The organism is Tunturibacter gelidoferens (assembly GCF_040358255.1).
Lineage (GTDB): Bacteria > Acidobacteriota > Terriglobia > Terriglobales > Acidobacteriaceae > Edaphobacter > Edaphobacter gelidiferens.
The window spans coordinates 3,168,431-3,182,057 of the sequence record NZ_CP132938.1 but is presented as its reverse complement, the minus strand read 5'-3'; the positions used below and the strand labels follow the sequence as shown (position 1 = coordinate 3,182,057).

6 protein-coding genes are annotated in these 13,627 nt (G+C 55.9%); 4 read left to right on the top strand and 2 right to left on the bottom strand.

What is annotated here, in order from left to right; all coding sequences use genetic code 11:
- Nucleotides 1–542: 542 nt before the first annotated feature.
- On the top strand, nucleotides 543–3,683 hold the full coding sequence (locus RBB81_RS14080) for an FG-GAP-like repeat-containing protein (RefSeq protein ID WP_353071074.1): 3,141 nt from the start codon (nucleotides 543–545) through the stop codon (nucleotides 3,681–3,683).
- Nucleotides 3,684–3,797: 114 nt separating this feature from the next.
- A complete protein-coding gene (locus tag RBB81_RS14075) occupies nucleotides 3,798–5,525 on the top strand; it encodes a CRTAC1 family protein (protein WP_353071073.1) in 1,728 nt (575 codons plus the stop codon).
- Between the two features lie 62 nt (nucleotides 5,526–5,587).
- On the opposite strand, the gene RBB81_RS14070 is transcribed toward RBB81_RS14075, so the two are convergent.
- The gene (locus tag RBB81_RS14070) at nucleotides 5,588–7,210 is read right to left on the bottom strand and encodes a carboxypeptidase regulatory-like domain-containing protein (RefSeq protein WP_353071072.1); all 1,623 of its coding nucleotides are present in this window, start codon (nucleotides 7,208–7,210) and stop codon (nucleotides 5,588–5,590) included.
- Between the two features lie 385 nt (nucleotides 7,211–7,595).
- Between RBB81_RS14070 and RBB81_RS14065 the strand changes: the two genes are divergently transcribed.
- Entirely contained in the window at nucleotides 7,596–9,818 is a 2,223-nt protein-coding gene (locus tag RBB81_RS14065) for an alpha-galactosidase (RefSeq protein WP_353071071.1), read from the top strand.
- Between the two features lie 72 nt (nucleotides 9,819–9,890).
- Nucleotides 9,891–12,281, top strand: a complete 2,391-nt coding sequence (locus tag RBB81_RS14060) for a glycoside hydrolase family 2 protein (protein WP_353071070.1) — start codon at nucleotides 9,891–9,893, stop codon at nucleotides 12,279–12,281.
- 171 nt (nucleotides 12,282–12,452) lie between these two features.
- On the opposite strand, the gene RBB81_RS14055 is transcribed toward RBB81_RS14060, so the two are convergent.
- Complete coding sequence (locus RBB81_RS14055; protein WP_179582664.1) at nucleotides 12,453–13,463, bottom strand: LacI family DNA-binding transcriptional regulator; 1,011 nt, start codon at nucleotides 13,461–13,463, stop codon at nucleotides 12,453–12,455.
- Nucleotides 13,464–13,627 lie beyond the last annotated feature (164 nt).

Genomic DNA, 13,627 nt, shown 5'->3' with positions numbered 1-13,627 from the left:
ACCCCACAAAATCTCCATTGGAAGATGTTCTCCGTCTAGTTCCTCCGGGTTCAGATGAGTACATCAACGAGAAATACGCCTTTGAAATCGGGTCACAACTCAATCATTGGAGCCGAGCCCTCGAGGCATCAGCCAATGATCTTTCGGCCTTAGCCAGCTCCTTGGATTCTTCCGTGGAAGCCTCGTCACTGACTCCCACCAAAGAGATCAGGCTAGGCTCCTCTGATGCGATACATGTCGTGAAGCGACAGTTTACGTCCCAGGTTGTCCCTGGACGTGAGCGATTTCTCAAGGAGATTCAAAGATGGCTAGGGCAGGTCTCGCGCGTGGAAACCGCGGAGTTCGAAATCACTGATATCAAAGAAGTGTCGAGCGCTCCCCTGACGGTTCGCCTGGATATCCGATACGACATCGTCGCCAGTCGAAAGGATCGACACCGCGAGGAGCGAGTTGGATCGTGGCGCACCGAGTGGTCCTACGACGAATCGCGCAACGCATTGGAAACTTGGAAGGCACAAAGATGGGAGGCTACAGAAGAGATCTTGAGCGTCACTGACGGGCTCGCCTTTATTGACGTCACCCATGAAGCTCTCGCTGGAACGGAATCGTATACAAAGCAGATGCTTCGCGGATCCGACTATTGGCGTACGGTCTTGGATGGCGCATGCGGCATCGACGTTTACGGCAACAACGGTGTAGCCGCGGGGGATTTCGATAACGATGGATTCGACGATCTTTATGTCTGTCAGCCGGCAGGTCTGCCGAACCGCCTGTACCGCAATCGGGGTGACGGTACCTTTGAAGATGTAACAGAAGGATCGGGAGTTGGAGTGCTGGACAATACCGCATGCGCTCTGTTCGCCGACTTTCGGAATAACGGGTTTCAGGATCTTCTGGTGGTTTGCGGCAGCGGCCCCCTGCTATTCCTAAATAAAGGGGACGGAACGTTTGCGATCAAGCGTGACGCCTTCCAATTTACGAATCCTCCTCAGGGATCGTTCACGCATGCTGCGATTGCCGACTACGATCGCGACGGACTTCTCGACATCTACTTTTGCCTGTACAGCTATTACCTAGGCCTCGATCAGTATCACTATCCGGTGCCCTACTTCGACGCCCGTAATGGCCCAGCCAATTGCCTGCTGCACAACCAGGGGAACGGTACCTTTGTCGAGAAGACCGAAGCGGCAGGATTGAACGTTGATAACAACCGATACAGTTTCGCGTGCGCCTGGGGTGAATCCACCTCTAATGGCTTGCCCGATTTATACGTGGCCAATGACTTCGGGCGCAATAACTTGTATCGGAACAACGGAGACGGAACGTTCACCGTAGCCTCGAGCTCGGCCAACGTTGAGGACGTGGGAGCAGGGATGAGTGCCTGCTGGTCCGATTTTGATAACGATGGAAATCAGGATATCTATGTCGCCAATATGTGGTCGGCGGCGGGCCAAAGGGTTTCAACACAAAGACACTTTCAGGAAAAAGCTTCGGAAGACATCCGTGCACTCTATCAACGGCACGCGCGCGGAAATGCTCTCTATCGAAATCAGGGGAATGGGCAGTTTCAAAACATCAGCCGGCAAGCAGGAGTAGAGATGGGCCGATGGGCCTGGTGCTCGGATCTGTGGGACTTCGATCATGACGGCTACCCTGACCTCTACGTCGTCAATGGGTATATCACCGCCCCTGAAGGCCAATCAGCGAGAAGTGATCTCGGCAGTTTTTTCTGGCGGCAAGTGGTTGCGAAGTCGCCCATAGACGCCACGCCCTCTTTGGCCTACGAGCGTGGATGGAACGCTCTCAACGAATTGATCCGATCGGACAGCTCGTGGAGCGGCCAGGAAAGAAACGTAGCGTTCGTCAACAACCGCGATGGCACATTTTCTGAGGTTTCGGGGACGCTCGGTTTGGACTTCCCAGAGGACGGCCGCTCTTTCGTTCTCGCCGATCTCGACCACGACGGACGTTTGGAGCTCATCCTCAAAAACCGCAACGCTCCCCAGTTACGGATCCTTCATAACGTTATGAACGATATCGGCGCCTCGATTGCATTCCGTTTACGAGGGATCAAGAGCAATCGCGATGCGATCGGAGCTGCCATCAAAGTAGAAGCTGGAACTATCAGGCAGATAAAGTATCTGCAAGCAGGCTCCGGGTTTCTGGCTCAGCATTCCAAAGAGGTGTTCTTTGGCGTTGGGAGGCTGGAGGGACCGATCCGCGCCACGATCTGCTGGCCGAGTGGGCTCTCTCAGAAATTCGAGAACCTACCGGTAAACCATCGTATCGAAATCGAAGAGGGCGCCACCACATTTCTCGCCAAGCCCTTCGCCGCCCCTAACCCTTCCTTAACTCGAGCGGGCCCCGCGTCAAAGTTAGAGCCTCTCCCATCCCAGACAGACACATGGCTAATTGAGCCCTTACAAGCCCCGGAGTTTTCTCTAACTGATTTCGCGGGCAGCATTCGAACTCTCCAGGCGCTACGGGGTAATTTTGTGCTGCTCAACTTCTGGTCAACAACAGCACCACTCTCTCGCGACCAACTGAGACTTCTTCATCAATATGAGTCAGCCTTCACCGCAAGCCAACTGAAGATTCTCGCAATAGGCGTCGACGAACCGGACGATCTCGGCAAAGCTCGCTCCTTCGCGGCACAAGAAAAATTTGTCTTCCCTCTTGTCTTCGCAACAGCAGAAGTAGCCGGTATCTATAACATCATCTACCGCTACTTGTTCGATCGTCGCAGAGACCTCGCGATTCCAACCTCCTTCCTGCTGGACAGAGAAGGCATGATCGTAAAGATCTATCAGGGACCGCTTGCCCCCGAGCGTCTGCTCGAGGATGTAAGCTCTGTTCCAACTACAGCAGAGGGGCGCATGCAAAAGGCGATGCCTTTAGGCGGAATGCTCTACCGGGCAGGATTCCAACGCAATGACTTTACTTACGGGGTCGCGCTCTTTCAGCACGGCTATCTCGAACAGGCCGCTGAGTCATTCAAGCAGGTCATCGCCGCAAAGCCGGATGATCCGGAAGGCTATTACAACCTCGGAACGCTTAGCCTGCGAAGAAATGACTTTAAACAGGCACGCCAATATCTTCAACAAACGCTAAAGCTACGACCAAACTATCCCGAGGCGTGGAACAATCTTGGAATGATGGCTGCCCAGCAAGGTAAGCCTGACGAAGCCATCCAGAACTTCCAACAGTCATTACGCCTGAGACCAACCTACGCGATTGCCCTTTTGAACCTGGGAAATGTCTACCGGCGGCAGGGAGCTTTTGAGAAGGCACAGGATTGCCTGAACCACGCACGTGAAATTGAACCCGACAATCCTGAAGTCAACTACAGCTTGGGCATGTTTTACGCTCAGCAAAGCCAGATGCAAAACGCATCGAACTATCTGCAAAAAGCTCTCGAACTGCGTCCCGATTATCCTGAAGCATTGAACAACCTCGGCGTTCTCTTCGTGAGGGAACAGGACTACGCGAAGGCAGAAGAGCAGTTCAAGACTTGCATCCGTACCGTCCCGAGTTTCGATCAGCCCTATCTCAATCTTGCTCGACTCTACGCACTACGCAACGACAAGGAAAAGGCCAAAGAGGTTTTGCAGGATCTGCTGCGCATTCAGCCGCAGAACCCGAGTGCTAATAAGGCAACGGAGATGTTAAACGCAGTGCCTTGATCAAAGTCTTAAAACCAACGCCGAACCAATCCTATCCCTCTATAATCGCAACCTATGAATCTTCCCCGACGGCGTTTCCTCTGCTCATCTCTTGTTATGCTCGGTACCCCGTTGATGGACGCGCTAACGACCCCGCTCTGGCAATGGAGAGATCCAACGCTGATCCAAGCCGCAACCTCGAATCCTGCGCCCCCAGTGCAGTTTGTGGATGTCGCGCAGCGAGCCGGGTTGACAATCCCAAACGTGTGGGGCGGTATGGACCACAAGCGCAGCATTATCGAGGCCAAGGGAAGTGGGCTGGCTTTTTTTGACTACGACCAGGACGGTTGGTTGGACATCTATCTCACCAATGGGAATCGACTTGACGCTCAATGGTCTGCCGGAAAGGCGCCTATATCTCATCTGTACAAGAACAACCGCGATGGCACGTTTACCGATGTCACCGAGAAGTCGGGTCTGGGTGTCACCGGTTGGCAGACCGGCGTCTGCATCGGCGACTACGATAACGACGGATGGGACGATCTGTTTTGCACCTTCTGGGGGCATAACATCCTCTTCCACAACAATGGAAATGGAACCTTTACTGATGTTACTCACAAAGCCGGCCTCTATCAGGAACAGTTCCGTTGGGGCGCTGGCTGCACCTTTCTCGACTACGACAGGGACAGCCATCTCGATCTTTTCGTCTGTAACTATCTCAAGCTGAATCCGGAGACCATTCCAGCGGCAGACGAAACGCATTATTGTCAGTGGAAGGGTGTCCCCATCATGTGCGGCCCCCGCGGCCTTCCCGGCGACACGAACATTCTTTATCACAACAATGGAGACGGCACCTTTACCGACGTCTCGCAAAAGTCGGGCATTCTGAAACCGGGCCCGCGATACTCCATCACCTCCGTCTCTTACGACTTCGACAACGATGGTTGGCCGGACATCTATGTTGCGGTGGACTCACAACCGAGCATTCTCTTCCAGAACAATCACGACGGAACGTTCACCGATGTTGCCGTTATTGCCGGTTGCGCCTACAGCGATGGCGGTCATGAGCAGGCCGGAATGGGTGTCGCTGTCGCCGATTACGATTGCGACGGCTGGTTCGACATCTTCAAGACCAACTTCGCAGACGACACCTGCAACCTATACCACAACAACGGCGATGGAACCTTCAGCGATGTTACGTTTCCTTCCGGCGTAGGAATCAATAACCGCTATGTCGCATGGGGATGCGCTTTTCTTGACTATGACAACGATGGTTGGCCGGACATCTTTCAGGTAAATGGGCATGTTTACCCTGAGATCGACAACTACCATTTCGATCAAACCTTCAAGAATCCGCGCTTGGTCTACAAGAACCTCGGCAATGGACACTTCAAGGATGTTTCGTCGTCAATGGGGCCCGGAATTGCAGAACGCTTTTCCAGCCGGGGCGCGGCCTTCGGAGACTATGACAACGATGGTGGCTTGGATGCGCTGATTTTGAACATGAACGATTTGCCATCGCTCCTTCGCAACGACGGAGGAAACAAACAAAACTGGATCAAAATCAAACTGCTAGGCGTAAAATGCAATCGCACCGCAATTGGAGCTCGCGTGCGCGTCATAACCGGTAAGCACATTCAAATGGACGAAGTTCATAGCGGTACAAGCGTGATGTCGCAAAGCGATCTGCGCATTCACTTCGGTCTTGGCAAGGCAGATGTAGTGGATGTCATTGAAGTGAAGTGGCCGACGACGCAAAAGATAGAACGATTCATGCAGGTCAAAGCGAATCAGATACTCACCATCCGCGAAGGCAACGGAATCGTCGCAATCTCCAAGGCCGCCTCCTCGCGCTCCACTTAGAAGGTAGATAGGTTCTCATCAGGAACCCGCCGTCGACAGTTGCTGGATCAGCCTGTTTGCTTTTATCGTGCCGTCGAAGGAACAGGATGATCTGGCAGAACGATCAGGAATTGCTTGACCTCGCGACGCTTCTTCTCAACGGCCTCTGCCTGTTGACTCTTGATCTCATCGTGAAGCTTGAACTCTTCTTCAGCCTTCGCTCGTTCTCCGACTCGGTCATAGGCTAGCGCGAGCCGGTAATGGGCCTCGCCCAGCTGCGGCTCCCCTTCGATTGCCATTTTATAAAAATCGATCGCCTCGGAAAATTTGGATCGAGACGCAGACAGTATCCCGAGCTGGAGGTAAGCGTCGCCGCATTTTGCATCGATAGTGACAGCTCTTGCAAGCAGCTCCTCGGCCTGATTCATGGTCTGGGTCTCCGCCGAATGTTGCTGCCGCTTCAGGATCGCCATCGCATAAAAATAGTTGGCAAGAGCGTTGTCAGGCTGCTCCTTCACAAACCGTGCCAGCCTCTGCTCAACACACGACAATATATCGGGAGCCACAGTCTGCATCTTACCCATAAACATATACGGCTCAGGGTCCATCGGGTCAAGATCGGAAGCATGGCACAGGCGAACGGCAGCCTCCTCGTACAGCGCGCCGGCGAAGAGAGCCGCACCCAGGGCCGTCAGCATTCTGGCCGACCTCGGATAGGCTTCGTCCCCTCTGCGAAAGACCTCCTGTGCCTGCCAAACAGCTCGATGAATTAATAACTCAGAACCCCACTCAAAATAATTCTGTTCACTGGGTTCCAGTTGGACCGCCTCCTCATACTCATGAACGGCGGCTAGAGGATTGCCTGATGTCTCATCCAACTCACCCGCAAGCCGATATAGCTTCCCGTTCCCATGTTGCTTGAGTAGCTCATGGACGCGATCGAGGGCCGCCGCAGTACGACCACTCCGGTCATAAGCCTGAATAAGGTCGTACTGGTTCTTGAGATTTTCCGGATTAATCCGAGATGCATTTTGTAGGGGCGCTAGCGATTCGCCGTATCGGCCAGTTCGAAGATAGAATTCACCAAGCTTATGGTTCGCTTCAAAGTTTCCCGGAGAATGTTCCAAATCTGAGCGTAACTTGCCTTCGGTCTCCTTCCAAACAGGAGCAGCATCGGCTGTTCCAATACTGCCTGCCTGATCCCATGGTTTGAGCGTAACTGTTTCACTCGCGAGCGCTTCGCTGGTCCGCAGCATAGAGTCCGATCCATGCCCCCCGACCGCCGTCCAATCAGTCACTCCTGCAACGGTGAAGTTCGGCTTATCGGCGAAAGCCATAGCTTGTTCGGAAGGCGATGAGGTTGCCCCGGGAGTTGATTGAACTGAACCTCCATCTTCTAGGACCAGATCAACCTTCTGTTGGGTGCCCTTTGAAGATAGTGTGACAGCTACAGCGCGGCCGCGGAATCCTGGTTTCTCTGCGCTCAGCCGATATATTCCCGGTTGAATGGTCGAAAACGCGAACGTGCCATCTGCGTTGGTTTGAATCTCGACACCACCATGAACCCCCTTCTGTTCGAGCCTCACGACTGCGCCGTCGACAGGCTTACCGCTTGGAGAATGGACAGTTCCCTGCACGACCCCCGTCACGTCAGCAGAGATCTGCTGCGCAACCGCCACGCCAATGGAGACAACAAACAGAAGCATAGCGACAGCCACCAAAACACCGCGAAACCAACTAGCAGCACTCGTTTTGGAGTGAGAAAGCAATTCGCGCGATATTACCGTCGGTAAATTCGCTGCACTCGTCTTAAACAGGTTGTCAGTGTGCTTCTTCATGTACTTGACTGCAACTATAACTCCGTCTCATTCAGGCGGAAGGTGAATCGCGTTTACCTTGTTTTGAATTGCATTTCTCGACTTGGCAATAGCACCATCATCATATAAACGCGAACTGCAATCACGATCCCTTGTAGCATCCACAAATTACGATTGCTAGCCTGCAATGTATGCGCGTACATTGGACAAGATCGAACGAACCAGAGCTCTGCGCCGCGCAGATACTTTGACTCTCCCAATTAAGGAGCTCTTCTTGCCTGGACGTAAAGTCTGCCTCGTTCTTCTTGCGGCGCTAGTGACCTCGGGGGCTGCACTCCCTCAGTCTGCGATTCGTTACGATGCTGCTTCACGCGTCTGGCAGTTGTCCGCAGGAGAGATGACCTACGAAATAGGGGTCAACGATCAGAACGGCCTCCAAACAATGTACTGGGGTCCGCGCCTTGAAGGGCCATCGATGCTCGCCTCGGCAAAGTCGTACCCGGAGGCCGCGTCTTTCGATGCTTCTCTATCGACAACCCCACTCGAATACGCCGCTTGGGGCGACGGCTTACCAACGCAACCCGCTCTCAAGATCAGCTTCCCCGACGGCAACCGTTCGCTCATTCTCGACTATCTCGACAGCAAACAGACCGACGGCCCCAACGGCGATCGATTGGAGATTACACTCCGTGACCGACTCGCCGAGGTCTATGTCCATCTTTTTTACAAGGTGTACGCGCCCGGTATTCTCGCTCGCTGGTCACAAATAGAGAATCGCACCAAGGCAGTCATCACGGTGGAGCAAGCCGCTTCCGCAACCCTCAACCTTCCGCCAAGCACCTCCTACGAACTAAGCTCGCTCAGCGGTCGATGGGGCGCCGAATGGCAGCTCCAAACCGTCGCCCTTATGCCTGGGCACAACGTGCTGGAAAGCCGCCGCGGCAGCACCTCGCATCAGTCCAATCCATGGCTCGCCATAGGACGCACCGGGGAGACCACCGAGACAGCTGGCCCGGTCTGGTTCGGCGAACTCGGCTGGAGCGGCAGTTGGCAGATCGACGTCGAACAAACCTTCAGCCATCGCATCAAGATTACCGGCGGCTACAACACCTTTGATTTCTCCTATCCCCTCGCGCCCGGCCAACTCCTCAACACGCCCATCTTCTATGTGGGCTACACCAGCAAGGGCCACGGCGAGGCGTCGCGAATACTTCACCACTTTCAACAACAGCAGATTCTGCCCGGAGCACCACGCCCAAAGCCCCGCCCCATCATCTACAACTCCTGGGAGGCAACAGAATTCAACGTCGACGAGGCCGGCCAGCTTGCCCTTGCAGAAAAGGCCGCCAGCCTCGGAGTCGAGCGCATGGTCATCGATGACGGCTGGTTCGGCCAGCGCGCCACCGATCACGCCGGTCTCGGCGACTGGTACGTCAACCAGACGAAGTTCCCGAATGGCCTCAAACCCGTTATCGATCGCGTCCATCAACTTGGCATGGACTTTGGGATCTGGGTCGAGCCCGAGATGATAAATCCAGACAGCGATCTCTATCGCAAGCACCCCGATTGGGCCATGAGCTTCCCTGGCCGCCCGCGCACCGAAGCCCGGAACCAGCTCGTGCTCAACCTCGCCCGCGACGACGTGAAGCAGTTCATTCTCAGCTTTTTAGACAAGCTTGTTAGCGAAAACGATATCGCCTTCCTCAAGTGGGACTACAACCGCAACTGGTCCGAACCGGGCTGGGATGCGGTGCCCTTGCCTGAGCAGAAGGAGATTTACGTTCGCTACATCGACAACCTCTACAACGTCCTCGCCGAACTCCGCAAACGACACCCTAAGCTCGAGATCGAGTCCTGCTCAGGAGGAGGAGGCCGCGTCGATCTCGGCATTCTCCGCTACACCGACGAGGTCTGGCCCTCCGACAACACCGATGCCCTCGACCGTCTCTCCATCCAGGACGGTTTCTCCCACGCCTATACTCCTGGAGTCATGGTGGCCTGGGTCACCGATGTCCCAAACTTCCTCGACCGCCGCAACATTCCCCTGCAATTCCGGTTCACCGTCGCTATGACAGGGGCTCTCGGAATCGGCAGCGATGTCACCAAATGGACTGCTGACGAATCCTCTCTCGCAACACGTCTCCTCGCCTTCTACAAAACCATCCGCTCCACCGTGCAGCAGGGCGCGCTCTATCGCCTCGTCGCGCCAGAGGCCAACGAGCAGTCAGCGCTTGAATATGTCGCCGAAGATGGGCATCAGGCCGTCCTCTTCGCCTTCCTGCACTCGCAGCACTACGGAGAACCGTTTCAAACCGTTCGCGCTAAGGGACTCGAACCCGCAGCCCTCTACAAGGTCAACCCGCATGATCCAGCGAAGGCCACAGGCTTGCCCCAGCAGATGACCGGCAGCGAACTCATGGGGCTAGGCCTCTCCCTTCATCTCATCGGCGACTACGATAGCACCGCAATCGTCTTCGAAAAGGTCGAACGCAAATAATGCCCCCTCCGATCTCAACCCAACCTTCCCCACCCCAGCGTTTTTCCAACGCTTAGAACGGACCCGACAAGCATGAACCGCAGACACTTTCTCACTTCCACCGGAACAGTCCTCGCCGCCGGCGTCATCGCGCCAGCAGCCACAAGTCAGGCTGTCGCCCCCGTCACCACGCGTGGCAGCCGCATGATCCTGCCTATCAATCGCGGCTGGCGCTATAGCACAAAAACCTCAAGCGAAGGTCACAATCCCGGCTTCGACGACTCCAGCTTTACCCGCGTCGTCGTCCCGCACACTAACGTTCGCCTGCCCTGGCACAGCTTTGACGACAAGACCTATGAGTTCATCTCGCTTTACCGTCGCCCGCTCGACATCCCCGCCGCTCACGGAAGGCGCGTCTTCGTCGACTTCGAAGGCGTTATGACCGCATCCACCGTCTACCTCAACGGCACGAAGCTCGGCGAATACCGCGGAGGCTACACGCCGTTTTCCTTCGAGCTGACCCAGCATCTCGACCCCTCCGGCAAAAATCTTCTCTCCCTCGACGTCGACTCCACCGAACGCGCCGACATCCCGCCCTTCGGCAACGAGGTCGACTACCTCACCTTCGGCGGCATCTATCGCGAGGTCGCGCTCCGCATCGTCCCCCAGACCTTTCTCGAAAACATCTACGCCCGCCCAACCAACGTGCTCAGCGCCTCCCCCACCGTAGAGGTCGAATGCTTCCTCGACCGCGCTCCCGATTCTCGTCTCGGAGCACTTTCGCTCCGCGCCGAACTCCGCCGCAACCCAGACGGCAACGTCTGCTCCTCGACCACCCGCAAGATCTCCGAACCCACGTCCATCGATCACCACGAGGCCGATGCTGACCAAACCCTGGGCGCGCTTCCGCTCCCCACCCCGGTCCCCGGCTCCTACACTCTCACGCTCGATAAACTGGGCAAGCTCGATCTGTGGGATCTTGAAACCCCGCACCTTTACACCGTTCACGTTCAACTCCTCGAGAACGGCAGAGTCATCGACGAAGACGGCCGCCGCATCGGCTTCCGCGAGGCCACCTTCACCCCACAGGGCTTCTCGCTCAACGGAAAGATCGTCAAGCTTCATGGCCTCGACCGCCACCAGACCTTTCCTTTCGTCGGCCAGGCGATGCCTGCGCGCGTCCAGCGTCAGGACGCAAAGATCCTCCGGCATGACCTTCGTTGCAACATCGTCCGCACCTCCCATTACCCACAGTCCCGGCATTTTCTCGACGCCTGTGATGAAATCGGCCTCCTCGTCCTTGAAGAGATTCCCGGTTGGCAGCACATCGGCGACAAGCCCTGGCAGGATATCGCCGTCGATAACGTCCGCCGCATGATCCGGCGCGACTGGAACCACCCCTCCATAATCCTCTGGGGCGTCCGCATCAACGAGTCGCGCGACAACCACGACTTCTACACCCGCACCAACGCCCTCGCGCACGCCCTCGACCAGCAGCGCCAGACCGGCGGCATCCGCTACTTCCAGGAGTCCGAGTTCCTCGAAGACGTCTTCACCATGAACGACTTCGGCTGGCCCCTGAAGGCCCCAAACCATCCCCGCTACCTCAACACGGAGTTCGTCGGCCACACCTTCCCCGCCAAAACCATCGATAGCAAAGAGCGCCTGCAGGAGTTTGTCGTCCGCCACGCCCGCGTCCACGATACCCTCGCCTCCAACCCCCAATACGCCGGCGGCATCGGCTGGTGCGCCTTCGACTACAACACCCACAACAACTTCGGCTCCGGCGACCGCATCTGCTACCACGGCGTCATGGACATCTTCCGCACTCCTAAGTCCGCCGCAGGCTTCTATAAATCCATGTGCGAACCCTCCGAAGAGATCGTCCTCGAGCCCGCCTTCCACTGGTCGCGCAATGACGAGTCGATAGGCTTCACCACCGCGATGATCTCCTCCAACTGCGACCACCTTAAGCTCTTCGTCGAGAACGCCAAAGGCGAGCGCCTGGTCGGCGAAGGAGATCCCGATCGCAAGCAGTTTCCCTCCCTCAAACATCCGCCCTTCACCATCCCTCTCGGCGAAGGTCTTCGCGCCTGGGGCGATCTCCGAATCGAGGGTTACATTGGCGGTAAACAAGTCGTATCCAAACGCTACTCCGGCAAGGGCGTCGACCAGCAGTTCGTGGTGTTGCCCGACGATCGCGAACTGATCGGAGACGGCGCGGACACAACACGGGTCGTCTTACGGGTCAACGATGAATTCGGCCAGATACGCCCCTTCGCCAATGACGCCATCCGCCTTGAACTTGAAGGCCCCGGGGAGATCATAGGCGACAACCCCTTTGCCCTTATAGGCGGCACCGGAGCAATCTGGATCCGCGCCAAAGAACAGCCCGGCAGTCTCCGCCTGCGCGCCACTCACCCGTTCCTCGGCGAGCAGACCATCGACATCCAGTGCTCCTCAGCCTCACCCGAACAGGCCTGACCAACTCACTCATTGCCGCAACGCTAGTTCCACAGAGACTGGGTGCCCGATCCTTTCGCAGTCCCATCGCGATAGGGTGGGATATTCGTGCGAAAGCACGGACCGCAGTAAAAACCGCCCTGTGCCGAAGCCTTCCCTGAGCCGCACTAGAGATCTCACACAAAACCAACTTTACTTTTTCGGTGGTCCCGTCGACTTCCTGACCACCAGCATAGGCTCGATCACGCGGTTTCTTCCCGGACGCGGTTCAATCTGATGCCCATCATAACTTTCAAACAGAGACTGAAAGGCAATCTGTGCAATCTGCGTTCTGGGCAGGCGGATCGTCGTCAGCGCAGGATAGGTAAAAGCGCTCATGTGAATATCGTCGAAGCCGATCACCGAGATATCCTCCGGCACCCGGAAACCCTGTTCATGGATCTCGTCGATCGCCCCGATCGCAGTGAGATCGTTCGACGCCATCACGGCCGTCGGCAACTTCTTAGAAGTTAGCATGCGCCTCATCGCAATCTTTCCACCTTCGATCCGATGATCTCCCTCCTCAATCCATGTCTCTTTCATGCGGGGCTTATCGACTGCCATGCCCTTCATGAATGCGTCCAGACGTTTCCGCGCCGAGATCAGCCTTAGTGGGCCGCTGATAAATCCGATCCGGCGATGATTTAGCGTTCTCAGATGCTTCATCGCCTGGCCGATGCCTGTCTTGTAGTCCACACTGATAGTGTTGACTCCAAGCGCCGGCTTCCCGCCATCTAAAAACACCAGCGGAATGCCACGTCTGCCGAAAGGTCCTATCAGCGCCTCATCCATCTCGGAGGTCATAATGGCGACCCCGTCCACTTTGCGCTCCAGCATACGGCTCAGGCAATGCTCCATCCTGACCGGATTGTAGTCAGTGTTCGCAACCAGCACCTCCTGTCCGTGTTCTACCGCAATGGTCTCGAACGCTTTCACCAACTCAGGGAAAAAAGGATTGGTAATATCGGAAATGATCAGCCCAAACATGTTACTGCGGCCAGTTCCCAACGCTCGCGCATTCCGGTTGGGGTAGAAGTTCAACTCACGAATGACTTCCAGAACCGCCGCAGCCGTCGATGCCCGCACCAGCTCTGGTCGATTGATTACCCGACTAACCGTGGCAGTTGAGACGTTGGCGCGTCTGGCGACAGCTTCAATATTCATAAATCCCCGCGAGAACGGCATTTAGCCATAGCCGATTTTCGCAATCATCGTTTGACCGATGCTGACAGCAGCCGAACATGAATTGAATATATCTTCTATCAACGCATTCGGAAGATTGAGCCCAAATGCCGATTTGAAGTTGATTCTGGGATATGTTCTTGCGT